This window comes from Thermogemmatispora aurantia (assembly GCF_008974285.1).
In the GTDB taxonomy this organism is placed as follows: Bacteria; Chloroflexota; Ktedonobacteria; order Ktedonobacterales; family Ktedonobacteraceae; genus Thermogemmatispora; species Thermogemmatispora aurantia.
This window is the reverse complement of the sequence record NZ_BKZV01000007.1, coordinates 64,098-88,686: the sequence shown is the minus strand read 5'-3', so window position 1 is coordinate 88,686 and position 24,589 is coordinate 64,098. Positions and strand designations below refer to the sequence as shown.

The window sequence follows — 24,589 nt, the reverse complement described above, 5'->3', positions numbered from 1 at the left end:
CTTGAAAAGAAGGCAGGGCAGCCACCTACCCTGGCGACATATCACTGCTCAGCTCGCTTGCTATGGTAGCTGCCACCACGGCTATTTCAGGAGGCTGGCTTCTATGCATATACCACTGGTGGACCTGCAGGCGCAGTATCAGACGATCAAGGAGGAGGTCCGGGTGGCCCTGGATGAGGTTCTGGCCGACATGGAGTTATTCCTCGGACCGCATACCCTTGCTTTCGAGGAGGCATTTGCCGCCTACTGTGGCTGCCGCTACGGCATCGGAGTTTCATCGGGCACCGATGCCCTGACGCTGGCCCTGCGCGCCTGTGGCATCGGCCCCGGCGATGAGGTAATCACTGTAGCCAATACTTTTATCGCTACCATTGAAGCAATCGCCCAGGCCGGGGCCAGACCGGTCTTTGTGGATATCGACCCCCAAACGTATACGCTTGATCCCGCGCAGGTCAGCGCAGCTTTGACGCCCCGCACGCGCGCGCTGTTGCCTGTGCACCTCTATGGCCATCCCGCTGAAATGGAGCCGCTGCTGGCTATTGCGCGCCGCGCCGGGCTGCGCGTTATCGAAGATGCCTCTCAGGCCCACGGCGCTACTTATCAGGGTCGCCGCGTCGGCAGCCTGGGCGATATTGGCTGCTTCAGTCTCTACTATAGTAAAAATCTGGGCGCCTATGGCGAGGCCGGCATCTGCGTGACTAACGACGCAGCGCTGGCGGAGCGCCTGCGCATGCTGCGCGATCACGGCTCACGCGTTCGCTATCACCATGAGCTATTGGGCAGTAACGCCCGCCTCGATGAGCTGCAGGCTGCAGTGCTGCTCGTGAAGCTGCGCTATCTGGAACGCTGGAACGCCGCTCGCCAGTCACATGCTCACTTCTACAGCGAGCACCTGCGCACTACCATGGCGGCCCTCCCCGTGACCAGGGCCTGGGCCTCCCATGTCTATTGCTACTATGTGATCCAGGTTGAGCAGCGCGATCAATTTCGTCGCTTGCTGGAGCAGGCGGGCATCAGCACCGGTATCCACTATCCGCTTCCCTTGCATCTACAGCCAGCCTGCTCCTATCTCGGCTATCAACGCGGGGATCTCCCACAGACCGAGGCCTGTGCTGCTCGCGTTGTCTCGCTGCCAATGTATCCCGAGCTAACGGAGCAGCAGCTGACTTATGTGGTGGAGATGGTCCACAAAAGCCTGGCGCTGTGCACACCTGTGGCTGACCGCTAGGCTGTTTACGCCGCCCCTGGCCAGGCCGGAGGAACGAGAAGGCCCCTCCATTCTTAGTCAGCCTTCTGGCCCTCGGCTGGGCCTCCCTGCAATGAGACCACTGCGCTACGGACCAGAGCACAAGACTGTCGTTTGTCCGGCGTGGGTTGCTGACAGGACGCCAGCCCGTGCCGTTACCACTATCCTGGTAGTAAGCCCAATTTCGCCTGGCTCAGCCGTCGACTGGCTGTCACTGGCCAGAGCTATGTATGGTTCATGGAATGGAAGAGGTAGACCGTTATGGAAACACTGCGCTTCGCTATCATCGGCTGGGGGTATTGGGGTCCTCGACTGGCACGCAACCTTGAGTCGCTCCCCTATGCCAGCGTCACTTTGATTGCCGATAGCAATCCCGCCTGCCAGTTCTCACCCGCGCTGCGCCATCATCCGCGGGCCCGCTTTACTACCTCCGTTGAGGAAGTCTATCGCTCCGACGTGGATGCTGTCGTCGTCGCCACCCCAGTGAGTACCCACTACACTTTTGCTCGTGCCGCCCTGCAACACGACAAACACGTCCTCGTCGAAAAGCCTCTGACCGCGAGCGTGATCGAGGCAGAGGAGCTGGTCCACCTGGCCCAGGAGCGACAGCGCATCTTGATGGTCGGTCATACCTTCGAGTACAGCCCGGCAGTCAATGAGCTGCGCAAGCTGATCCGCAATAATGATCTGGGTAGGATCTATTGTTTCGAGGCGATCCGCGTGAATCTGGGTCTCTTCCGTCAGGACACCAATGTCATTTGGGATCTCGCCCCACATGACATCTCTATTCTGCTCTACCTGCTCAATGAGAAGCCGGCAGGGGTGCGCGTGCAGGCCCACGCCCATATCCAGCCGCGTATCCCAGATATCGCTCATCTCGATCTGACTTTCGCCAGCGGCATGACAGCCCATATTCATGTGAGCTGGCTTCACCCCTGCAAGATCCGCCGCGTCACTGTCATCGGCGACCAGCGCATGGCGGTTTATGACGATACAAACCCCGCCGAGATGCTCAAGATCTATAACAAGGGGGCCGATGTACATGCCGATCCAATTGTCTCCTACCGCAACGGCGAAATTACCATTCCACATATCGACTGGGTCGAGCCACTCCGCCTGGAGTGCGAGGACTTCGCCGAGGCGATCCGCACAGGCAGGCAGCCGCGTGCAAATGGCCTGGTCGGACTGGAGGTCGTCCGCATTCTGGCAGCAGCTCAGCAAGAACTGGAACACCAAACACGCCAGCCCCTGACAGTAGTCAGCCCGGCCAGCTAGGTTCAGAGCAGCACAGCAGAGACCTTATACACTTCTTTTTGGACCCAAGCGCGCTGTATCAGGGAAGGAAGCAAAGTTGCAATGAATCTGGTCGCCTTTTCTTTGCGGACGAAGGGCACGCATAATTTTCTGCGTCGCCTTTGGACGGTCTTCGCTCGCTTTGGCCTGACAGAGCAACGCACCGCCCGCGCCTTGCAGGCCCTGGTGACAACACTGCGCCAGTATGGAGCCTATCCTACCTTCTTTATCCCCGCCGTGGTGCTGCGCCGCCACATTCCCCTGCTGCGCCAGATCGCTGCCAGCGGCGCCGAAATCGGGATTCACGGCTACGTCCACAACGATTATCGCACCTTGACACGCCAGGAGCAGGAGCGCCAGACACGCCTGGCCATCACCGCCTTCACCCATAGCCAGATCTCCTTTGCCGGCTTCCGCAATCCTTACCTGGGCTGGACCGAGGAGGCGCTGGCGATCTTCGCCTCGCTGGGCTTCACCTATGAAAGCAATGAGGCGGTCATTCACGATGTGATCGATCTGGAAGCTCTCTCACCCCTACTTCGTAGTGGCTATGAGAAATCCCTGCATTTGTTTCAGGCAGTGCCCCCAAGTATCTATGACCTGCGCCCACATTGCGAGGGATCACTGGTGCGCCTGCCCACAAGCATCCCCGACGATGAAATGCTCTTCGACCGCCTGCGCATCACTGATCCGCAACGCATCGCTGCCATCTGGTCCGAGGTCATGGCACGCATCTACGCCTTGGGTGGTCTGTACACACTCAATCTCCATCCTGAGCGCGGTTTACTCTGCCAGACCGCCCTCCGCGGCCTACTCGACTACGCCACCCACCAGCCGGAACCAGTCTGGATCGCTCGTCTGGGAGAGATTGCTCGCTGGTGGCGCGAGCGCTGCCAGTTCCGTTTCGACTTCACCCCCGCCGGCCCTCAACGATGGCAGGTTCGCCTGCTCAGCTCGCCTCGCGCCAACGTTCAGACTCAGCAGCTCACGGTGCTCTCCCGCTCCAGCCCCAGCGTAGACAAGCAGACGGCTCAGGGAGAACTACAACAACAAGAGTGGCTTGTTGAGGCCGAGCGCTGTCCCGCCATTGCTCTCTCGCCAGCGACTCCGCCAACAGTCATGGCCTTCCTCCAAGAGCAGGGCTACGCTGTGACTCAGACCAGCCCCGAGGAGGCCACCACTTATAGCCTTTTTCTGGATCTGCCCGCCGGCCTGGGAGCTTCTCCCCGGGAGCAGCGGGAGCAGCGCCGTCAGCTCGTTGACCAGATCGAAGCACTGTCGGCCCCCTTGCTCTCTTTCGCTCCCTGGCCTACCCCCTATCGCGCCGCTCTGGCCATCAGCAGCGATATCGACTCGGTAACAATCCAGGACTTCTTCCTCCGCATTGTTGAAGTTGCCCGCGCCAGTCGTCTCCTTCTATAGCTAGCCCGGGCATACAGAACAGTGAGGGTCCTTGGACCAGGTCGGAACAAAGGAGGAAGGGAGGGAAAGAGAGAGCCAACCCAGACAGCACAAGCCGAGACGTGCCAGCATACAACAGGCACGTTTTTCCTGGCCAGCACTTCAGATGATCACTCACCCAGGCAGTCTCGTAGAACTGCGGGAAGTGCGACACGCTGGTATCGTCTGGCGCTCCTGGTTCTTAAGTCAGCAAGAATACTCACCAGCTACTTCATCTGTAAAAAACTTCGATCTACTACGTCCATACTTAGGGGGTTAACGAAATGGCATTGACTAGAGCCATGAGGAAAAGGATGAGCGTATGCCGTCTCAAGAAAGACAGCAGTTGTCTTTTTACAGGAGGACTCAGCGCGTAGTCATCGCCCATGAAGCTGATATCTTCTGCCGCGGGCTACACAGCCTGCTGGCAACTAGTGAGGGGTTCGAAGTGCTCGCGGAGGTTAATTCTTGCACCGCTCTGCTGGAGATCGTAGCGACGACCACCGTGGATACGGTTCTCATCGATTGCATGTTGGCAGATGGCGATTGCATCGAACTGACACGCCGCCTGAATGAAGCACCCTCGCCTCCTCACGTGGTTCTGCTCGCCTCCCGTATCAACGACGAATTGCTCCTGCGCTCCTTGCTCAACGGCGCCAGTGGCTACCTGACCAAGGATACCCCTGGTCACCAGGTGCTTGCCTGTCTGGAAGGACTGCGCAAGGGCGAGCTGGCGCTGACCCCCCCTGTGGCCAGCGCAGCTATCCGCCTGCTGACCTGGGAGTGTTACCGCCTGGCCGCTACCTTGTCTGCGACCACCTCCTCCACTGGCCCGGCAATCGCTATGGATCAGACTCAGGCTGGTTCTCCACAGCACCGTTCCGAGCCAGCTTCCGCAGAATCTCGCAGGCCGGCGGCCCTGCCTCACCTGACCGAGCAGGAGCAGAAAATTCTTCGCCTCCTGCGACTCGGCTTGAGCAATAAGCAGATCGCCGCCCGACTCTCGATCTCTCCCTACACAGTAGGGAAGCATGTCCAGCATATTCTGCGCAAGCTCGGGGCCAGCAATCGCACGCAAGCAGCCTCCCATACCTCATTTGAGGGACCTCAAGTAGAGGATGAGCAGTAATTATTGACAAGTTCCTGCTTTTCAGAATACTTCACTTGAGGAGTTGTAAACCTGTAGGTCATTGTGTTTTAATACTAGGGAGTCAAGCGTTCCCGGAAGGCAGAATCTTCTACTATACGAAATCCGGTAGAGTATCGGCAGCTATGAGAATGGGGTATTTTGATGAAATTGCTTATTGTTGATGAAGACCGTGATCTTGTTGAAATGTTGACAGGCTGGTTAAAGACGCTGGGGCATGAGGTGCGACGCGCTTATTCCGGTGAGCAGGCACGCCGTGAGTGGGAAGAGCACAAACCAGACCTGGTGATTCTGGATACGGCTCTCAAAGACACCGATGCTCTCGCCATGTGCCGCGAGATGCGTACGCGGCACGATGCCCTTGTGCTGGTCATCTCACAAGAGCGGGACGTCCACGATGAGGTCCAGTGCCTGGAGGGAGGTGCGGATGATTATCTGCGCAAGCCTTTCTTCCCGGCCCAGCTCCTGGCACGCATCCGAGCTGTCAGCCGGCGCGGGCGGTCAACCCTCCTCTTACGCCCTCCAGCTGTCATCACCGTTGGCCCTCTCTCCATCGACTCGCTCCACAACGAGGCGCGCATCTCTGGTAAAACGGTGCATCTCACTCCCACTGAGAGCAAGCTACTGCATCTTTTAGGAGTCAATGCCAATAATGTCTGTACAGCAGGGCAGATTGTGGCCCACATCTGGGGTTATGGGAACGACGGGGATGCCAGCCTGATCAAAGCCCATATCCACCATCTCCGGCAGAAAATCGAGCCAGACCCGGCTAATCCGCGCTACATTCTAACCGTACCAGGTGTTGGCTACACATTAGTACGCCACCCAGACAAGGCCGAGGTCCCGGCTAGCTCTCCTGGGCACACACAACGAGCCTCTGGCTAAGCCGGCCAGGTGCCCCGCCCTTGTCTGGCCAGAGACACTCACCCCCGCTTTCCCGTCTCGCACGAGCCGGGCCAGTTGCGTGGCGGCTCACCCGCCAGCTGCGCCTCGAAGCTCGCTGATCTCACGGCCAGGGGGCCAGGGATCAGGGGGACACTAGCGACTCGACCCACGAGCCGGCAGGGAACGCTCAGCATCAGCCGGGCAGGCAGGGGAGCAAAGAGATAGATCGAAAGAGATCTTTCCTGTCCAGCTCCTCTGCTTGCCCCTCTCGTCTCACCGTCACGTGATCGCAGGACGCCTGTGCGGTCACTATCTTTGCCTGGGCTTTGGGACCCGTAGCGTCCTGTCCCTGCCCCCTATCCCAGGTAGCGATAGAGCAGCCCTCCGAGAGGACCACTCACCTGGAGCGGCAGTACCCGCCAGCAGCTCGTCAATAGACGATAGACACGGCTCTCCTCCGAGGTACTAACCGGGCCGGCCTGGCGCGGGTAATAATAATAGGGCAGCGGCACCTTCTCAGCTCCCCAGCGACGCTTAAACTCCATCAAGCCCTGATTCGCACAGGCTGTGCGCCCGAGGTCCAGCACCCTGAATCCCTCGTTACACGCCTGCTCAATTGCCTGCCACATCAACAGATTATTGGGCGCCAGCTGCAGATAGCCTTCGTGCGAAGCCCCATAGGCATAGCGCAGCGTTCCACCCGCTGCCAGGAAGATCATGCCAGCGATCGGCTGCCCCTCATACTCCGCCAGCCATAGCCGCAACCGTCCGCTGCGCGCAAAAGTCTCCCACAGTTCCAGAAAGAAACGCCGCGGCTGAGCCGGCAACCCATGTTTCTTACAGCGCGTGCGCAGATGGAGCTGATAATAGCGCAGCATCTCCTCGCGGCGCTCTGCCAGGCGCACCTGAACCCCTAACTGGGCGGCCTTGCGTACTTGGCGCTGCACTGGCTTACGCAGCTGGGACCACATCATCTGGGCCTCCTTCGCTAGTGGGAGCAGCCAACGCACATAGAGATCGCTGGTCACAAAGCGACTGTCTACCTGTAGCAACTCACTGGGGCCACAGCGCAGCTCTAAGCAGTCCGCCCTCTGGTCCGCAGTCAGGGCCAGCGCCTGATCAAGCAGTTCCTGGGCATGCTCCGCGCTGTCAGCCAGGAGCGGGCAGTAATCCGAAAAAGGGAAGGCCACTAAACGTCGGCTTCGCGGACGGTTCTGCACGAGACAGAGAGGCAAAAAGCCACAGAGTTGACCAGCCTCATTGCGCAGCCCCAAGGGCAGCAGTTTGTAGCCATAGAGGCGACTAATCAACTCCAGCCACTCTGGCATGAGATAAAAGGTCTCACTGGCCTCCTGCGCCAAGGCCGGCGACCATGTCTGCGAAAGAGAGAGCGTTGCCTGCGTCATCATTACTGCTCCTAGCCGTGCTAGCCTGGTAGCTATCTTTTCCACTGCCCCCACTGCCACCAGTCAGCGGGATGGGTGCGAGCCCACTTTGATCTCTGGCCATGCATCCAGCCATCAGCAAGCGTGCAGCAAACAAAGGCACCCTCACTGGCCTTGCTCTGGCTAGAGAAGCGAGCTGCGGAAGAGCGGCCTTCTCTCCAGAAGCTCCTCCTCAGCCAGGAGGGTCGCCAGACGCTCTTGGCAGCGCTCCCAGGAATAGGCCTGCTCCACCAGTCGTCTGCCAGCCTCAGCTAATGCCTGCCGGCGCCTGGCATCTTCCAAGAGCAAGAGCACTGCTCTCACAAAGTCATCGGGGGTGTCGGCGAGCAACAGATGGCGACCAGAGGCCACGGCCAGGCCTTCAGCCCCTAATGTCGTTGAGACCACTGCCCTCTTCATTGCCAGCGCCTCTAGAATCTTGAGCCGTGTCCCGCTGCCGATGCGCAACGGCACCACGACAACACTGGCACGAGCGAGATAGGGACGCACATCGGGCACTGTACCAGTGACTGTCACCCCCGGCAGTCTGGCCAGCCGCTGTACCGAGCGGGGCGGATTGCGCCCCACAATCCACCACTCAACCGCAGGCATCCGTTCACGGATGAGCGGCCAGCACTGACGCGCAAAGCCGAGAACGGCCTGCTCATTGGGATAATAGTCTAGCGAGCCGGTGAAGACGATCCGCTGCCCCTCCTCCTCGTCCGTAGAGGGAGGAGCAAAGAAGGAGAGATCCACGCCATTGGGAACGACTCCCACACGAGCCTGTGGGAGCAGCTCTTGCAAGAGTTGACGCTCGCGCTCGCTGGCTACCAAGACAGCAGCCGCCCGCTGACAGCAAGCCAGCTCGCGTGGCTTGACCAGGCGATACTCACGCCCGTTATACCATCTGCGTAACCAGCTTCTCTCAGTGAGATAGGTGCGATAGAGTAGTTCATGCTCAAGGTTATGCTGCAAAATGAGCAAAGGCAGAGAAGCAGGAAGACGCAGGCCAGCTGCGGTGAGAGCGCCATCAACATAGACCGCCTGATAAGCATCAGTGGCCAGGGCACGATCAAGCGCGTCCTGTAAACCAGGCGGACAACGGTCAGCGATGGCACTTGATTCTCCCCGCACCACATGAAGCGCCTGCCGCCAGCGGCGCCAGTGTGAGGCCGGGGACGCGACCAGATTGACACTCTGCAACCGCTCTAGCAGCGGCCCGCAGCTCACTGCTCCTTGCGACTTCTCTCCACGGCTCAGCGCGATAAGCGAAACAGGATACTTGCTCGCCAGCGCCTCTAAAACATAGAAGCTGCGTGCTCCACCTCCCCAGGTTGGAGCAGGAATATAAGGGATCACCGCCAATAGCTTCATCAAGGTACCTCTCTCGCTCGGCGTTGCCTGCCAGCGCTATAGGCAAGGCGCACTGGCTCCTCCAGGTAGCTACTCCTTCCAGGCTGGTTGCCATTGCCACCGAGCGCATGGAGACGCAGACGCTCGGCACGGGGGTCGCTGCAACCGCAACCCTTTCATTGTTGTTGCTTATCAGCTAAGGAACCTGCCCAGTCAGTAAGCATAGCGCCTGCTGATCGCGGAACGGTTGACCTTTCGGTCAAGAATGTGTTCCTGAAGAGGCCAGGAAGTGCATATTCACAATCGAAAGGGGAACGCTTGCTATCTCTACCAATTCACATAACCCTTCTCGCTATCACGACATCTTCTTCACCAGAAGAAACATCGCTTCCCAACGCACAAGCAGTATGCTGTCAAAGACAGTAAGACTGCACTCGCCAGCAGGCCGCATTGACTGGTGGCCGGCGGCGATCAGCTGCGAGAGAGGGAGGGTGCTTGCGTGAGCAACGATACCACAGTCGTCATCGGCGCTGGACCATACGGGCTTTCGATCGGCGCTTATCTGAAGGGGCGCGCTCAGCCCGCCCTGGTCTTTGGTCGTACAATGGAGTTTTGGCAGCAAATGCCCACTGGCTTTCACCTGAAGTCAGTCTGGAGCGCCTCGACGCTCTTCGATCCGGATGATCGCTATAGTCTGGATCGCTACTGCACCGCTACCAGCACGCCACGCCAGGAGCCGCTGCCAATCACGCTTTTTCTGAGTTATTGCTGCTGGTTCCAGCGTCAGGCGGTTCCCGATGTAGACCCGACGTATATCACCAGGCTGGTCCGCGATGGTGAAACATTCGTGCTTGAGCTGGCAGATGGCCGCTCTCTGAAAGCGAGGCGCGTTGTGGTCGCCAGCGGGATCGCCCCGTTTTGCTACGTGCCTGAGTTCGCGCGTCACCTGCCGCCCGAGCTGGCTTCCCATACGCAGGCCCACCGCGATTTCTCCAGCTTTGCGAATCGCGAGGTGGCTATCGTTGGACGCGGCCAGAGCGCCCTCGAGTGCGCCGCCCTGCTCCACGAGGCCGGTGCCAGCGTGGAGCTGATTGCTCGCGGTCCGGTGATCTGGATTAACCGCGCGCTTTACCACCGCACCGGTCCCGCTCGCCGTATCTTCTACCCCCCCAGCGATGTCGGACCCCCGGGCCTCAACTGGCTGGTCGCCTCGCCACTGCTCTTCCGTCTCTTCCCAGAGAAGACGCGCTATGCCCTCGACCGTCGCGCCGTCCGACCAGCAGGGGCAGAGTGGCTGCGCCCACGGGTAGAGGGCCATGTCCGTATCACAGATACGGCGGAAGTCGTGAAGGCCGTTCCTTGCGGCGAGCGCCTGGAGCTGACGCTGAGTGACGGAAGTACACGCCTGGTCGACCACCTGTTCCTGGGGACTGGCTATCGTCCGAATATTCATAAGCTGACTTACCTTGACGAGGCTTTGCGGGCGCAGATCCTGGCCCGCGATGGCTATCCCGTGCTCAACGAGTGGTTCGAGTCGTCAGTGCCTCGCCTCCACTTCGCTGGCGCGCTGGCCAACCACAGTTTCGGACCAATCTGCCGTTTCGTGGCTGGGGCGAAGATCCCCGCTCGCCAGATCTTGCGCTGCGTCCAGCGCGACCGCCGCTTCGCTTAGCTTCGGCTGAGTGCCTTGCCTTTCTTGAAGCTGGCCACCGCGCTATTCTCGGTCGGTAGGTACGCTGATGCCTGGTAGATCTGTTGAGGGGGGAGAGAAGAGACTCCCCCCTGTCTTGATCCTGGGAAGCGATTTCAAAGCTCTGGGAGTCGCGCGCCGCTTGGGCCGCCGAGGCATCGCCTGCACAGTACTCGATGCCGTGCCACGCTCTGCGTGGTTCTCACGCTATACGCGCCAGCGTATTCGCTGGCCCGGCTCCCTCGGCGATGAGGCGCTGCTGACATTCTTGCTTTCCTCTGAACCCGCCAGCAGTCTGCAGGGCGCCGTCCTTTTCCCTATGCAGGATGAGGCCGTCGAGCTGATTAGCCGCCACCATACGGAACTGGCTCGCCTTTACCGGCTCACAACTCCACCCTGGGAGGTGGCTCGCTGGGCCCTCGATAAACGCTTGACTTACCGCATGGCCCAGGAGCTGGATGTCCCGACACCACGCACCTGGTACCCCGCCGATGAGCAGGCCCTGGCAGACCTCGATCTCCAGTTTCCTGTGATCGTGAAGCCGGCCATCTCGGTCCACCTGCAATATACGTTGCGCCTCAAGGCTCTGGAAGCCCGAAGCCACGCTGAGCTGCTCAGCGCCTATCGCCAGGCCCGCACAGTCCTGGAGGCCGATGAGATCTTGCTTCAGGAGCTTATCCCCGGTGGAGGCCAGCTTCAGTATTCGCTGGGCGCTTTCTGTGAGAACGGCCAGCTGCTCTACGCCTTGACCGCCCGCCGCCGCCGCCAATATCCAATCGACTACGGCCTTGGCTCTAGCTTCGTAGAGGCTGTCAAGGTCCCGGCTCTCTACCCTTTGGCCGAGAAGCTGCTCCACTTCATGGGCGCAAACGGCATGGTCGAGGTCGAGTTTAAGCTTGACCCTCGCGATGACCGCTATAAGCTGCTCGATATCAATCTGCGCCCCTGGGGCTGGCACACGCTCTGCGTGGCCTGCGGCCTGGACCTGCCCTACCTGCAGTATTGCCAGGCTATCGGCCAAGCTGGCGATCACCCCGGCCCTATCCGCTATGGCGTTCGCTGGCTGCGCCTCTTGACCGACCTGCCCGCCGGTCTCCAGGAGATACGCGCTGGCCTCTCCAGCCCCCTTGCTTATCTCCGTTCACTGGTCGGCCCTACCACCTTCTCCGTCTTCTCTTTGACCGATCCTTTGCCCGCCGTCGGCGATTTGCTCGTCGCCTTGCTGCGCGTCAGTCGCTTCCAGACTACTCACTCCGCTCCCTGCCCTCCCTCCACCCTCCCTCAAGAGGCAGCCCCCCCAGCACGCTAAAGCATCCCTCCACCACCCTCTTCCCCCTCCAATCTATCTGGTCTATACATCTTGACATATACACCATAAATGGGTACACTCCATATGAGGAGATCAACCGGCCTCCGGGGCCTGCCGGGATCTCTTCGCGGCAGGTAGCAGTCTGGCCTCGTTGTCCACAACCGACGCGAACGCGCCACAGGTGGAAGACAAGCACTGAGGACTTCCGCTGAGACAGGGCTTGCACACTGCGACACATGTCTTCGGGCCATTTGTGGACAGAGGCCGGCCCTGACCTGCCTGAGTTCGAGAAGAAAGGAGGAGAGAGTGGCGAAAGGGCTGCTCTGCTCGCTTTCAGGCAGCCCTACATAGCCCTGTCCAGATCCGCACGCGCGACGCTCAGCACGCGGTTGGTCGGCTGCCGCGTGTCTTTGCCAGGGTCCTCCCAGCCGAGACTGCTAGCAAGGAATGTTAGCAAGGAGAAACCATGAGACGACAGGAAAGACTCTTGCAGCTTGGAATAGCGGTGGCTCTGCTCTGCTCGGGCCTGGCCGCTCTGCTCTACTCTCATCCGCTCCAGGTGCGTGGGGCCACGGTGATTACCACACCAACCAATGTCCATGTAGTTGCCACCGGTCCGCAAGCGATCACCCTGGCCTGGTCACCCTCCACTGACAATTCCGGTACTGGCGACGTGCCAGCCTACTACGTCTATAACGGCAGCAATATCGTTGCCACCTCGATGGGTACGGCTGTGACCATCAGCTCGCTGCTGCCCTCGACGAGCTACACCTTCACCGTTCAAGCTTACGACAAGGACGGCAATACCTCGGCTCCCAGCGACCCCATTACCGCCTCCACTCAGGCAGCCAGCACTCCCACTTATCAGAAAATTGCCTACTTCGACCAGTGGAGCATTTACGGCAACGCTTACTATCCCTCAACCGTCGATACCTCGGGAGCAGCCTCACGCCTGACCATGATTATCTACGCTTTCGAGAACATCGACCCCACGAATCTGACCTGCTTTGAGGCGATCAAGGCGGCAGACTCCAGCAATGAGAACGACCCCAACGCCGGCGATGGGGCAGGCGATGCCTTTGCGGACTATCAGAAGAGCTATAGCAGCGCTAACTCCGTTGACGGCAGCTCGGACTCTTACAGTCAGCCGATCAAGGGCAACTTCAACCAGCTCCGTGAGCTGAAGGTCAAATATCCCAATCTGAAGATTCTGCTCTCCATCGGCGGCTGGACCTATTCAAAGTACTTCTCCGATGTGGCGGCAACGGCCTCCTCACGCCAGAAGTTCGTTAGCTCCTGCATCGATATGTTCCTTAAGGGGAACTTGCCCACGGGCATCAGCGGTGATCCCTCGGGCGGTCCTGCCTCCGCTGCCGGAATCTTCGATGGCTTCGACATTGACTGGGAGTACCCCGGTGTCCTCGGGCATGTTGGCAACCACTATGGCCCCCAGGATAAAGCTAACTTCACGCTCCTGCTCCAGGAGTTCCGCAACGAGCTGGACGCCTATGGGGCCAGCATTGGCAAGCATTTCACGCTAACAGCGGCTGTCCCTTCGGGACAGGATAAGATTATGCAGATCCAGACCGATCAGATCGGGAATTACCTGGATTACGCCGATGTCATGACTTATGACATGCACGGAGCCTGGGAGAGCAGCGGCCCAACGAATTTCCAGGATCCGCTCTATGGGTCGCCCCAAGATCCCTCGGCTCCTATCCCCCCCGGTCAGGCCAAATATAATATTGATACGTCCATCCAGGCCTGGACAAGCGGACTGTCAGCCTACAGTATCCCTGGCGGCTTTCCCGCCAGCAAGCTGGTGATGGGCTTCCCCTTCTACTACCGTGGATGGACAGGCGTACCCGCTGGCAATACGCATGGCCTCTACCAGTCTGCTACTGGCCCTTCACCGTCTTTCTCCTACAGTCAGACCCCCGGTGTCGCTTTCTACAAGGAGCTGGCCGCCGCTGGCCTGACGAGTAACGCGAGTGACAACTTCTTCGATTCGACCACGCAGGCTTCCTGGATCTACGACGGCACGAACTTCTACACCGGCGATACGCCGCAGTCGATCGCAGCGAAAACGACCTACATCAAGAACAAGGGCCTGGCCGGTGCCATGATGTTCTCCCTGGAAGATGAGGACACAGCCGATACGCTGCTGAACGCCATCGTCAATGGTCTGGGAGGCACCTCGAACCCTGGTCCGACACCAACACCCACACCAACCCCGACAGCGACCCCGACGCCCATACCGACCAGTACTCCCACGCCTACGCCAACGCCCACATCAGCGCCGACGGCTACTCCTACCCCTAGCCCAACACCGACCTCTCCTCCGTCCGGAGGCAACCTGGTCGCGAACCCCGGCTTTGAGAGTGGCTCACTGGCACCCTGGAGCTGCGACTCAGGTGATCAGGTTGTTACCTCGCCTGTTCACAGCGGCTCTTACGCGCTGCAGATCACTCCGACGAGTTCTACAACAGGCCAGTGCACTCAGACGATCAGCGTCCAACCGAATCATACCTATACGCTGAGCGCCTACGTGGATGGTCCTTATGCCTACCTGGGCATCAGCGGTGGAGCGAGCAACTGGACCAGCAGCAGTAGCTACACGCTGCTTTCGGTTTCCTTCACAACTGGCTCCTCGACCACCAGTGTCACCATCTACGTGCATGGCTGGTACCTGCAGGGCAACGTCTATGTAGACGACGTCTCCCTTCAATAGGCTGCAACGCGAGACCACGAGCAAAGGGGGAGCGAGAGCAGGCAGCACAGCCTTGTCCAGGTCTTAGACTGTTCTGTCACTCTCCTCCCTCACCCTGACTTCTCCTTATGGCCCTCCACAATCACTAGCACTAGCAAGCAAAGGAGCTAAGATATGCTGCCTCTGAGAACTTCCTGCACAAGTGGACCGCCAACCCGAAGAGCCTTGCTGCTCGTCTCTGTCGCTTTCCTTGTAGTCTGCCTTGCAGCGGTAGCCTTCAGCCTCCAGTACCAGCAGCGGCCAGCCCAAGCTGCCGCGTCTCCAGGGACGGCCTGGTACAATGCGGCTCCTTACGTCATGCCCCTCGCCAATAACCCACCGTCCCTTACTACTGTTATGGCCGCGACTGGCGCACGCGTCTTTACACTGGCCTTCATTGTGGCAGACAACAGCTGTACACCTGCCTGGGAGGCCGACAGCGGCTTGATCGATGTCTCAACCGATACCCAGGTTGGCCCTATTATCAATGCTGTGCGAGCAGCCGGCGGGGATGTGGTGGTCTCTTTCGGCGGCTATAATGGCACGAAACTGGGACAGGTCTGTGGTACCGCCCAGGCTACCGCCGCTGCAGAGCAAGCAGTCATTAGCAAGTACGGCCTGCGTGCGATTGACCTCGACCTGGAAGAACCGGAGTACGAGAACGCCAGCGCTATCAACAACGAGCTGGGAGCCGCTCAGATTCTGCAGGCAAACAACCCCGGCCTTCTAATCACTATCACCCTCCCGGGAACCACCTCGGGGACTGGCTACTTTGGACAGCAGCTGCTCACGACCGCGCGCAGCCTCGGCTACACTCCGAGCAGCTACTCCATCATGCCCTTTGACGGAGGCTTCAGCGGTGCCAGCAGCCAAATCAGCGCTTTGCAGAGCTTCCACACCATGCTAATGAACACCTTTGGCTGGGATAGCGCGACTGCCTACGCCCATGAGGGCATCTCTTCTATGAATGGGCGCACCGATAGTGGCGAGTACTTCTATCAGTCCGATTTCCAGACGGTGCTTAGCTTCGTCGAGAGCAATCACCTGGCCCGCTTTACTTTCTGGTCGGTAAACCGCGATCGCCAGTGCACGCCGCCAGATAACAACGGGAACCTCTCGGCCACCTGTAGTAGCGTGCCTCAGAACGACTGGGACTTCACCCGCATCGTTACCCAATTCGCTCAGACGAGCACAGCGACTCCTACAGTAGTTCCTTCGTCAACGCCATCAACGCCAACGCCCACCGCCACACCTGCCCCGACTCTCACTCCCTCGCCGACGCCTACACCCTCAACTGGCAGCAGCTGCGCAGGCATTGCCCCGTGGAGTCCTACCACGGCTTATAGCGGGGGCAGCAAAGTGACCTATAACGGCTATCTCTGGCAGGCCAAGTGGTGGACATACAACGACGTGCCGGGCGGTCCAGCCGGCGTCTGGGTCCAGCTGGGTCCCTGCTAGCGAACGAACCATTACCCTCCACCCCCTCTTAACACCCAGCAAGATCAAAGGAGGTCTGTGCAGGTTTCCTCTAACTCCGCTCCGCGATTGGAGGCGACTGGCGGAGATGTCTCACCCTCCGCCAGTCGTTTTACTAGTGGGGATGCGGGCAGTCACTCTGCAGAGCCGGTCGCCAGAAACGCTCCACATGCGCCCCCTGCTTCGGACTGATCTGGCTACTGTAACATTCGATGCTTTGATAAAGCGTTGCCGCCGTGCCAAAGTTGATGCGCACCTGCGAGGCATAGAGGCTGGCAGCCTGCTGGCGCAAAGCCAGCGTATCCGAGATCTCCACTAGCTGAGGCTGCATCATGAACCCCAGCTCCTGCAGGCGCTTCTTGAGAGCAGTGGGATGCAGGACATAGGGGAAATCCTCATAGAAGGCAACATTAGCTCCATATACGAGAAGCCGGAAGGCAGCGGCAGAAACAACACGATGATCGACATGGCCTCCAACGCCCAAGGGCGCATACCAGTGGAGCGAGGGGAGGCGACGATGGAGAGCCAGACAAAGGTGAAGTAAATCTTCGACAATCCAGGCATCGACCTGACGCATACGTCCGCCGATAGCCCGTTTCCAGCGATAGAGAGCAGGAGAGCCGCGATAGATGGCGTCGAGATAATCTAACCAGAGGCAATCGGCCTGCAGCGAGGAGCAGGCTCGCTGGTCTTCCTGGCGACGAAGCTCCACCAGACTAAATGCCTGCTGGTGACTGCTCATCGTGCGCTGGATGCGTCGCGCAAAGGAGCTTAGCTTTAAATCGGGTCCTGGAAGGCCAGCGAATACAGTTACAACCAGTGAATATTCCTTTTGAAGCGTTTGTAAGGCAATAGTTCCACCACAAGAATAGACAGCATCATCGAAGTGTGGTGAAAGATAGACATGCTGATACTCTGGACCAACATCGTCCATAGCAGAGACAAGCAACCCTAAACTCCTTTCAGCTCACGACCAAGCGGCTTCCTGAGCTAGTTGGCACAGCGAGGGAAGGAATCGAGACAGATCAATCCAATCCCTTGCCGCCAGCCTAACAGGGGTGTTAACCAAACAGAGGATGAAAATGAGCCAGAGAATAGGAAGGATTGCGCAGCTGGCGCTCTCCGACCACGCGCGCAGGCACGCCGCCCACGATTGTATAGGGAGGAACATCATGGGTCACGACTGCGCCCGCCATAACGACGGCTCCTTCGCCGATGGTCACACCTGCCAGGACCGTCGCCCGCGCTCCCAGGAAGGCATAGCTTCCTATTACAATCGGCTTGTAGATATCTTTGTGCTCTGGATCGTTGATATCATGCGAACCAGTGATCAGCCAGACCCCCGGCGAGAGACTGACATGCTCGCCGATCATCAGTCCCCCTGTTACATAGAGCAGACAGCCATAGTTAATCACCGATCCTTTGCCAATCACAACGCGACGCCCCCGGCCACGCAGGCCTGCCATCTGAATACGCACGCCAGAAAGGATCGTTACTTGCGGACCGATCTCCCACCCCAGCACCGCGCGATACCAGGCATAGCGTAGTGTATAAGAAGGAATATAATTGATAACCTGATTGGTGAGATATTTGAGCAACTCACGGATGGCATCCCTCATTTGAGCACCTCCGGCAGCGCGGCCAGGGACAGGAGTCGACCCCCCCACACCGAGAGTGGAACGCGGGTGATCTTGGAGCAGGCTCACCAGCAGGCATACAGATCACGACCATCCGCTCTGCGCCCTCCCCATTGGCCCAGAGCGATCAGCAACTCAGGCCATAGCTGTCTTCCTGGCAGCGAGCCACGCTGGTCATGCGAGAAGTCCTCCGACGATTGGCTCGCTCCTGGTCTATTCGGGTTATAGCATGCCTTTGTAGTGACAAGATTGCGAATCTGGTAAAGAACGAGTCTTTTTCTTAGAGCAGAGTAGACGAACAGCACCCCAACCTTCATCAGCCTCTATCTCAGCTCGCCGGTAGCGCGATGTACACATCGAACCCCCAGCAGAAACGACATCTTCACATACACGAATACCACTTTACCATCGAGCCGGTAGTACCCTTGTAGCAGACCACATACCAGCAGAAAAAACGAGAGGTTACCTGATGCTACGCGAAGCGAAGGAGGTCTGTTCTTGTGGGGCGTGTACTTGAAGCTATCTTTTGCCGGCCCCTGCAGCTCATTCTGCTGCTCGTAATGTTCCCGGCACTAGCAATTGCAGTCGTGTTGGTTCTCCCTCGATCGTACGAAACAACGGCCTCACTCTGGGCCTTGCGGCGCTACGAGGTCATCGGAGCCACCGGGCCAGAGACGAATCTCCAGGCAACACCAGCAGAAACGCAAGCCACGGCTCTGAGCGAGCTGCTGCAAAGTCGCACCTTCGCTTTAAAGGTGGCTTCTCAAACACAGCTCGCCTCAACACTCGACGCGCACACGCGCTCTGATCCTCTCTTACGTGACGATGCCCTCTTCACGGAGATCTCTAAGCATGTACTTGTACGCGCAGTGGGCTATAACCTGTTCACTATTACTTATGAGAATCAAAGCGCACAAATTGCCCAACAGGTGGTAGAGTCTGTCATCGACAACTATAGTCAGCAGAGTCAGCAGTTCAGCATCGCCGAGGCACAGTATCTGCTCCAAAGCTATCAGGGCCAGCTCGTGAAGGCCCAGCAGGACGCTGCCTCTGCCGCAGCTGCCGAGGCCCACTATCTCACCAATCATCCCGATCTCGCTCATCAGGTACTGACTTCTGGCCCTGATTACGCTGCTACCCTCGACCCCGCCTACGGCCTCCTCCATAGTCAGACCAAGCAGGCCCAGGCGACGGTGGAAAACTTGCAATCGCTGATTGCCAGCCTGAATCAGGAGATCAGTGCTCAGGGTACTGGCACCAACAGCCTTTTTAAGGTAATCGATGCCCCCAGCGTGGGCACACAGCCAGTCTCACGGATAAAGTCATTCCTGATCGGCGGCGCGATTGGTCTGGTGGCAGCGCTCGTCAGCTGCTCCGCCCTGGTAATCATCCAGGTTCGCCGCAATCGCGCAGTCTATACACCTCTCGACTTGCAGAAAATCACAACGCTGCCGGTGCTGGCTCAGCTTCCACGCTTGGGACAGGAGGGTATTACGGCCTTGCTCCCTTCAGCCGCTTCTGGCGAGCTGCTGCCCGGCAGGGACGGTGTCCCTTCCTAACTAGCTGAGGAGAGGAGAGCGCTTATGGCAGAACATGATCAGCTCAATAATAATAAGAAGCAGCACCCTAGCTCACACGACTCGGAAAGCGATACGGTTAAGCTGCCAGCTCGCCGCTCGCAGTCGGTTACCGCTGCCCTGGCTCCGTCAACTCAAACGGAGGAACAGGCCCCAGACGAGCCTGGTCTGCCTCCGAAAGGCTCCAAAGAGCCGACCGAGGCACTCAGCAAGATAAAGGTGCCAGAAACGCCCGTGCCGACTAGACCCGCAAAGGTAAAGCTCCAACAGAAGGAGCAGGCGGCTTCTACCAAGGGTCATAAGAATAAGGCACGCGAGTTGCTCAATGCCCAAGCACTACGCGAGCGCTGCCGCCAGCTGTGCACCACCACTTTCTTCCGGGAACACTCGACGATCCGCAGCCTTGGCTTTACGAGCGCTACCGCCGGTGAGGGGAAGACGCTTCTGGCCCTGGCGACCGCTACTGTGCTGGCTAACGACAGCGGAAGGCCTGTGACGTTGCTAGAATGCACCTGGGAGCGCCCGCGCCTGCAGGAGTTGTTCGACCTGCCGCGTGGACAGGGGCTGGCAGAATGGCTACGCGGCGAGTGCAGCGAGGAGGCGATTCGCTACCGCGTGTCGCCCGAGCTAACGGTTATCCCTGCGGGCGATGCCGCAGGGCAGGCTATGAAGTTAATCCACCTGCTCTCTGAACGCCAGCTTCTCTCTCGCCTGCCCAGCTCCCAGGAGTTGTTCATTCTTGATCTGCCGCCGCTGGTGACCTCGGGCTACGGCGCTCTGGCGGCTAGCCTGGCCGATTCGCTGATCCTGGTGGTGCACGCCGGCGTGACGTCTGAGGTGCTGGTCAGCGAAGCCTGTGCTCAGCTGAGGGACCTTCCTGTCCAGGGCATCTTGCTGAACCAGATCGAGAGCCATATTCCGCGCTGGATACGCCAGCTGCTGTGAGAGTTGCCCTAGAGAAGGTATCTGACCCATGAAAACGATCGTGATCTTGCTCGGCTTTTTCCTGGCGCTCAGCCTCTTTGTCAGGAAGTATAACGCTACAACGCGGCTGCTCATGCTGCTGGCCATCGCTATGCTAGTGACTTACAGCACTTTCTTCTGAGCAGCTCAGCAGATCATGAACGCAGTGGATCCGGCTTGGTCGTCGTCTTTGCACAACAGATAGTGAAAGCCTATGCCTTCTTTACCAGAATCACCGCCACGGTTGAGACAGATCTATAGGGCTTATCCCGACGAACCAGTAGCCCAGCCACAAGGGAGGGGTATCCTCCCTTTCTGGGTCGCTCTCATGTTGGGCTTGACCGTCCTTCCTCTGTTGATGCTGGCCGGCGCCTCCCTCGGCTTCAGCATCGTTGTGGCCTTGCTCGCCGCCTGTACTGCGGGCTTGCTGATTATGCGCTGGCCCGTTAGTGGCCTCTTTTTCTGCCTGGCCTGCGTCCTACTCATTGAGCAGAATCCCTTGCAGTTCCATATCGGCACCGATCAGTTGAATATTTTCTACTGGCCGCCCAATATGGCCGGGATGATTGAACGCCCAATTGGGTTTTTAATGCTGTTCACACTTTTTATGAGCATCTGCCACCGCCTGGCGAAGCGCCGCCCGGCCCTGGAGGGCGGCCCTTTGCTCTGGCCTTTCATCCTGTTCCTGGTCTGTGTGGCGATTGGCGTCCTTCATGGCCTGACCACTGGTGGCGATCTGAAGATCACTGTTCTGGAGGTGCGACCGCTCTGGTACCTGTTCCTCTCTTACTTGCTGGCTTATAATCTGATCTCGCAGCTGCGACACGTCCGCCTCTTCCTGTGGTTTGCAATCTTCGGAGCTGGCTTCAAAGGCTTACAAGGCTGCTATATCTATTTCTTCGTGCTGCATGGCGATCTGACGAATCAGAATGAGATTATGTCGCACGAGGAATCTTTCTTCTTCGTCTCGATTTTGCTGCTCATCATCCTCTTCTGCCTTCTGTATAGCTATAGACCACAACTGTACGCGGCGCTGGCCGTCCTGCCAGTCGTGCTAATCGCGCTGGTCGCCAATAAGCGACGCGCTGACTATATTGCTTTGATTGTAGGAGTGCTTGTCGCCTGGGCCTTTGTGTTTTACTTGAAGCCACAGCTGCGTAAGCCTTTGCTGGCCGGACTGGTAATCTGCACACTCCTGGGCGTCGGCTATGTCCTCGCCTTCGCGCATGGAACGGGGAGCCTTGCGGAGCCAGCCCGGGCGATCGTCTCGGTCATTGATCCCTCGGCCTCCGATACTCGCGACCAGGCTTCAAACGCCTATCGCAACGCCGAAAACTATGATCTGAAATACACAGTCCAGCAAAATCCATTGCTGGGACTGGGGTTCGGAAAGCAGTTTCTACAGCCTGAGCCGCTGCCGGTCCTGGCTAGCGATGATCCCGACTTCGGAGGTAACCCTTATCTGTATGTGCCACATAATACGATCTACTGGATCTGGATGCGTCTCGGGCCGGCCGGTTATATTGCTTTCTGGTTCTTGTTAGGCTCGTTGATCGTGCGTGGCGGTCTGATCGCCCGCCAGCTCCAAGATCCCTACTTGCGTCTGATCGCTGTCTACGTGATCGCCATCACATTCATGGAAGTTATGGTGGCCTACGCGGACTATCAGCTCTTTTTCTATCGCAATGTAATCTATCTGGGTCTGCTGGCTGGCCTGTTGATGCGCCTGCCAGCGCTGGAACGAGGGCGTTCCGCGCAGCAGGCAGCGCAGAAGAGTATGCCCACCGCTCCACAGACCCACGCGGTCCTGAGCGAGGTCAGCTGATGACGCTTATAACGTCCTTTGCTGTACTCCTTCCCTTGCTTTCGTGGACCCTGCTCCTGGCAGAGCTGGCGTTGGCTCTACCCATCGGTTACTTGACTGTGGTGACAGCAGCTGCCCTGCTAACCCGCTTTTCTCAACGGGCCACTGCCTCGGCCCCAGAATCCAGTGCAGTCGAGCCATTACACTTTGCGGTGCTGATTCCTGCCCACAATGAGGAGCTGGTGATTGGAACACTCCTGGCAAGCTTACAACGGCTTGCATATCCGCGCAGCCACTATCAGGTCTACGTGATCGCCGATAATTGCACCGATGGCACAGCAAGCCTGACCCGCTCTACAGGATGGGCCACCGTCTACGAGCGCCTTGACCTTCAGCGACGCGGCAAAGGCTATGCATTGAATTGGGCCTTGAGACAACTGGCTGAGAACGGCGTGATCTACGATGCCTGTGTATTCCTGGATGCCGATGCAGTGGTCGAGCCTTCTTTTTTACGTGCCCTGGAGCAGGCCCTACAGGCCGGCCTAGCTCGCGGAGAGCGTCTCCAGGCTTTGCAGGCCAGTAATACTGTGCTCAATGCTTCCGCTTCCCCAGGGACAGCCCTGCGCTGGCTGGCACTCTCCTTGATGAACCACGTTCGCCCCCTTGGACGAACCAGGCTGGGCGCGTCGTCGACTCTGACAGGCAATGGAATGTGCCTGACCCGCGCCCTGCTGGAGCGCTATCCCTGGGAGGCTTTTTCACGTGGCGAGGATTATGAGTATTATCTGCATCTCGTGGAGCAGGGGATCTGCGTCCGCTACGTGCCCGCAGCGATCGTCCGCTCTCAGATGCCACTTCGCTTTGCACAGATGCGCTCGCAAGATCTGCGCTGGGAGGCTGCCGAATCAAGCACGTCCGCGCTAAGGCGCGCTTCGCGCTTGCTGCGAGCTGGACTGCAGGCCGGCGACTGGCGCCGACTGGAGGCGGTGGCTGAGCTGCTGACGCCACCGCTCTCCGTGCTGCTGGCTGGAACCACACTGGTGTTCCTGGCTAGTCTGCTGCTTCACTGGCCGCTAGCTCTGCTATTAGCCCTGCTTCTGCTGCTGGGGTTGAGCCTCTATGTGCTCTCCCCTCTCGCTTTATTGGAGACGCCCAAAGGGATCTATAAGGCTTTCTTCTTCGCACCCGCATTTGTGCTCTGGAAACTCTGGGTCTATCTCGTGCTCCGCCAGAGACAGAGGCAAAAAAGAGATTGGCTGAGAACCGATCGTACGCCTGCCTGAATTGTGGTTCGGTCTGAAAGGGGATTTGGGAATGTCGCCGTTACGCATTGTTCACATTAGCTACGACTGGTATCGTTTTGATCCTCTGGTGCGTCGCCTGGCTGAGGCCGCCCGCGCCAGAGGTCACCTGGTTGATGTCATTTGCCTGCGTCATGGCGCCGAGCCTCCCTATGAAGAATGCAACGGCGTCGCGGTCTATCGCGTCCCTCTGGATCGAGGCTTTGGTCAGCCTTTGCCGCTGACCGTGCTCGGCTGGCTCAGGTTTCTGCTTCTCGCCGCCTGGACAGTGACACGGCTTCACTTCCGCAAGCGTTATGATGTGATTCAGGTGCATAACATGCCGGATTTCCTGGCCTTTGCTGCTCTCATCCCACGCCTCTTTGGAGCACGGGTGATTTTGGAGGTCCAGGATGCTTCGCCAGAGCTGATGGCCGTCAAGGCTCACGGACGCCTGCGCCCCCTGGCCCGAAGACTGGCCGCTTTGCAGGAGCGGCTGTCCACTCTCTTCGCCAACCATGTAATCACCGTGGGCTGGCCTTTCGAGGAGCTGCTGCTCAGGCGCGGCGTCCCCCGCCACAAGCTGTCAGTCATCCTGAACAGTCCAGACCCCCGCTATTTCCCCCCTTCACAGCGCATTCGCGCTCCGTCTACCGAGGAGGACAGCGATTTTATCCTGATGTATCACGGCACAATGGCAGAGCGACATGGCCTCGATGTGGCCCTGCGCGCCCTCGCTCTGGCTCTGCCGGCGGCCCCACGCCTTCGCCTCGATCTTTTGGGACGCGGGGAGCAAATCCCTTTTCTACGCGCGCTTGCCGAGGAATTGGGAATCAGCGATCGCGTCACTTTCAGGGAGACATGCACGGTTGAGGAAGTGGCTCACTTTATCGCTCACGGGGATGTGGGCATCATCCCCTACCGCTGCGATGGGTTTATGGACCTCCTGCTGCCTACCAAAGCCTACGAGTTTGCCTGGTTGCATCGCCCGATTATCGCTACAGACACTAAAGCGATCCGCTCGATGTTTCGTCCCGAGTCGGTTGTTCTTTGCGAGCCGGAGAACCCCCTCAGCTTCGCAGCGGCTTTTGTCGATCTCTATCACCACCCCGAGAAGTGCGCTCAGCTCGTTGAGAATGCCGCTAAAGACTTCGAGCCATTCCGCTGGGAGCTGATGAGCGAGTGCTATAACGAGTTACTGGAGAGACTCTGTGACCGCCGCCGCTCTACACCCTCTGTCTCTATCTCTCAGGAGATCAGCAGACAGCACCTGCACTAGTTTTGCGAGCAATCACAGCCACCCAGCTACCAAACTC

Annotated in this window: 19 protein-coding genes; 15 read left to right on the top strand and 4 right to left on the bottom strand. The window is 58.7% G+C overall.

Going from position 1 to position 24,589, the window contains the following annotated elements; all coding sequences use genetic code 11:
• The first annotated feature begins 103 nt into the window (after window positions 1-103).
• From KTAU_RS18720 to KTAU_RS18700, 5 genes are all read left to right on the top strand, one after another.
• Window positions 104-1,228 (top strand): DegT/DnrJ/EryC1/StrS family aminotransferase, encoded by a 1,125-nt coding sequence (locus tag KTAU_RS18720; protein ID WP_151729810.1) that lies wholly within the window; start codon window positions 104-106, stop codon window positions 1,226-1,228.
• 279 nt (window positions 1,229-1,507) lie between these two features.
• Complete coding sequence (locus tag KTAU_RS18715; protein ID WP_112427277.1) at window positions 1,508-2,521, top strand: Gfo/Idh/MocA family protein; 1,014 nt, start codon at window positions 1,508-1,510, stop codon at window positions 2,519-2,521.
• A gap of 81 nt (window positions 2,522-2,602) precedes the next feature.
• The gene (locus KTAU_RS18710; protein WP_151729809.1) at window positions 2,603-3,961 is read left to right on the top strand and encodes a polysaccharide deacetylase family protein; all 1,359 of its coding nucleotides are present in this window, start codon (window positions 2,603-2,605) and stop codon (window positions 3,959-3,961) included.
• 340 nt (window positions 3,962-4,301) lie between these two features.
• Window positions 4,302-5,108, top strand: coding sequence for a LuxR C-terminal-related transcriptional regulator (locus KTAU_RS18705; protein WP_151729808.1), 807 nt, complete (start codon window positions 4,302-4,304; stop codon window positions 5,106-5,108).
• A gap of 162 nt (window positions 5,109-5,270) precedes the next feature.
• Window positions 5,271-6,011 carry a response regulator transcription factor gene (locus KTAU_RS18700; protein WP_151729807.1) on the top strand — a complete coding sequence of 247 codons (741 nt, stop codon included), beginning with the start codon at window positions 5,271-5,273 and terminating at the stop codon, window positions 6,009-6,011.
• A gap of 356 nt (window positions 6,012-6,367) precedes the next feature.
• Here KTAU_RS18700 and KTAU_RS18695 read toward each other — a convergent pair whose 3' ends face one another.
• Both KTAU_RS18695 and KTAU_RS18690 read right to left on the bottom strand, forming a co-directional pair.
• Window positions 6,368-7,420 (bottom strand): lipid II:glycine glycyltransferase FemX, encoded by a 1,053-nt coding sequence (locus KTAU_RS18695; RefSeq protein ID WP_151729806.1) that lies wholly within the window; start codon window positions 7,418-7,420, stop codon window positions 6,368-6,370.
• A gap of 159 nt (window positions 7,421-7,579) precedes the next feature.
• Entirely contained in the window at window positions 7,580-8,809 is a 1,230-nt protein-coding gene (locus KTAU_RS18690; RefSeq protein ID WP_151729805.1) for a glycosyltransferase, read from the bottom strand.
• Between the two features lie 478 nt (window positions 8,810-9,287).
• Between KTAU_RS18690 and KTAU_RS18685 the strand changes: the two genes are divergently transcribed.
• The 4 genes from KTAU_RS18685 (at window position 9,288) to KTAU_RS18670 (ending at window position 15,994) form a co-directional block, all read left to right on the top strand.
• On the top strand, window positions 9,288-10,460 hold the full coding sequence (locus KTAU_RS18685) for an FAD-dependent oxidoreductase (RefSeq protein WP_170293425.1): 1,173 nt from the start codon (window positions 9,288-9,290) through the stop codon (window positions 10,458-10,460).
• Window positions 10,461-10,575: 115 nt separating this feature from the next.
• Window positions 10,576-11,787, top strand: a complete 1,212-nt coding sequence (locus tag KTAU_RS18680) for a carboxylate--amine ligase (protein ID WP_151729803.1) — start codon at window positions 10,576-10,578, stop codon at window positions 11,785-11,787.
• Window positions 11,788-12,253: 466 nt separating this feature from the next.
• The gene (locus KTAU_RS18675; protein WP_151729802.1) at window positions 12,254-14,518 is read left to right on the top strand and encodes a glycosyl hydrolase family 18 protein; all 2,265 of its coding nucleotides are present in this window, start codon (window positions 12,254-12,256) and stop codon (window positions 14,516-14,518) included.
• Between the two features lie 153 nt (window positions 14,519-14,671).
• Window positions 14,672-15,994 (top strand): chitinase, encoded by a 1,323-nt coding sequence (locus tag KTAU_RS18670; protein ID WP_151729801.1) that lies wholly within the window; start codon window positions 14,672-14,674, stop codon window positions 15,992-15,994.
• Window positions 15,995-16,127: 133 nt separating this feature from the next.
• On the opposite strand, the gene KTAU_RS18665 is transcribed toward KTAU_RS18670, so the two are convergent.
• Together KTAU_RS18665 and KTAU_RS18660 are read right to left on the bottom strand one after the other, a co-directional pair.
• Window positions 16,128-16,961 carry a PIG-L deacetylase family protein gene (locus tag KTAU_RS18665; RefSeq protein ID WP_151729800.1) on the bottom strand — a complete coding sequence of 278 codons (834 nt, stop codon included), beginning with the start codon at window positions 16,959-16,961 and terminating at the stop codon, window positions 16,128-16,130.
• 112 nt (window positions 16,962-17,073) lie between these two features.
• Entirely contained in the window at window positions 17,074-17,631 is a 558-nt protein-coding gene (locus tag KTAU_RS18660; RefSeq protein ID WP_151729799.1) for an acyltransferase, read from the bottom strand.
• Window positions 17,632-18,149: 518 nt separating this feature from the next.
• On the opposite strand from KTAU_RS18660, the gene KTAU_RS18655 reads away from it, so the two are divergent.
• From KTAU_RS18655 to KTAU_RS18635, 6 genes are all read left to right on the top strand, one after another.
• The gene (locus KTAU_RS18655; protein ID WP_151729798.1) at window positions 18,150-19,208 is read left to right on the top strand and encodes a GumC domain-containing protein; all 1,059 of its coding nucleotides are present in this window, start codon (window positions 18,150-18,152) and stop codon (window positions 19,206-19,208) included.
• A gap of 24 nt (window positions 19,209-19,232) precedes the next feature.
• Window positions 19,233-20,171 carry a CpsD/CapB family tyrosine-protein kinase gene (locus KTAU_RS18650; RefSeq protein WP_151729797.1) on the top strand — a complete coding sequence of 313 codons (939 nt, stop codon included), beginning with the start codon at window positions 19,233-19,235 and terminating at the stop codon, window positions 20,169-20,171.
• A 28-nt stretch (window positions 20,172-20,199) separates the two neighbouring features.
• Window positions 20,200-20,331: a hypothetical protein gene (locus KTAU_RS22235; RefSeq protein ID WP_265576356.1), complete on the top strand. Its 132-nt coding sequence runs from the start codon at window positions 20,200-20,202 to the stop codon at window positions 20,329-20,331.
• 102 nt (window positions 20,332-20,433) lie between these two features.
• Entirely contained in the window at window positions 20,434-22,014 is a 1,581-nt protein-coding gene (locus tag KTAU_RS18645; protein WP_170293424.1) for an O-antigen ligase family protein, read from the top strand.
• Window positions 22,014-23,276: a glycosyltransferase family 2 protein gene (locus KTAU_RS18640; RefSeq protein ID WP_151729795.1), complete on the top strand. Its 1,263-nt coding sequence runs from the start codon at window positions 22,014-22,016 to the stop codon at window positions 23,274-23,276. Before KTAU_RS18645 ends, KTAU_RS18640 begins: the two co-directional genes overlap by 1 nt.
• A gap of 31 nt (window positions 23,277-23,307) precedes the next feature.
• Complete coding sequence (locus KTAU_RS18635) at window positions 23,308-24,552, top strand: glycosyltransferase (protein WP_151729794.1); 1,245 nt, start codon at window positions 23,308-23,310, stop codon at window positions 24,550-24,552.
• The last annotated feature ends 37 nt before the right edge of the window (window positions 24,553-24,589 follow it).

Excerpts from the sequence above, each read along its gene's own strand:
- KTAU_RS18720 (WP_151729810.1), top strand. The coding sequence starts at position 104 with ATGCATATACCACTGGTGGACCTGCAGGCGCAGTATCAGACGATCAAG.
- KTAU_RS18715 (WP_112427277.1), top strand. The coding sequence starts at position 1,508 with ATGGAAACACTGCGCTTCGCTATCATCGGCTGGGGGTATTGGGGTCCT.
- KTAU_RS18710 (WP_151729809.1), top strand. The coding sequence starts at position 2,603 with ATGAATCTGGTCGCCTTTTCTTTGCGGACGAAGGGCACGCATAATTTT.
- KTAU_RS18705 (WP_151729808.1), top strand. The coding sequence starts at position 4,302 with ATGCCGTCTCAAGAAAGACAGCAGTTGTCTTTTTACAGGAGGACTCAG.
- KTAU_RS18700 (WP_151729807.1), top strand. The coding sequence starts at position 5,271 with ATGAAATTGCTTATTGTTGATGAAGACCGTGATCTTGTTGAAATGTTG.
- KTAU_RS18695 (WP_151729806.1), bottom strand. The coding sequence starts at position 7,420 with ATGATGACGCAGGCAACGCTCTCTCTTTCGCAGACATGGTCGCCGGCC.
- KTAU_RS18690 (WP_151729805.1), bottom strand. The coding sequence starts at position 8,809 with ATGAAGCTATTGGCGGTGATCCCTTATATTCCTGCTCCAACCTGGGGA.
- KTAU_RS18675 (WP_151729802.1), top strand. The coding sequence starts at position 12,254 with ATGAGACGACAGGAAAGACTCTTGCAGCTTGGAATAGCGGTGGCTCTG.
- KTAU_RS18670 (WP_151729801.1), top strand. The coding sequence starts at position 14,672 with ATGCTGCCTCTGAGAACTTCCTGCACAAGTGGACCGCCAACCCGAAGA.
- KTAU_RS18660 (WP_151729799.1), bottom strand. The coding sequence starts at position 17,631 with ATGAGGGATGCCATCCGTGAGTTGCTCAAATATCTCACCAATCAGGTT.
- KTAU_RS18650 (WP_151729797.1), top strand. The coding sequence starts at position 19,233 with ATGGCAGAACATGATCAGCTCAATAATAATAAGAAGCAGCACCCTAGC.
- KTAU_RS22235 (WP_265576356.1), top strand. The coding sequence starts at position 20,200 with ATGAAAACGATCGTGATCTTGCTCGGCTTTTTCCTGGCGCTCAGCCTC.
- KTAU_RS18640 (WP_151729795.1), top strand. The coding sequence starts at position 22,014 with ATGACGCTTATAACGTCCTTTGCTGTACTCCTTCCCTTGCTTTCGTGG.
- KTAU_RS18635 (WP_151729794.1), top strand. The coding sequence starts at position 23,308 with ATGTCGCCGTTACGCATTGTTCACATTAGCTACGACTGGTATCGTTTT.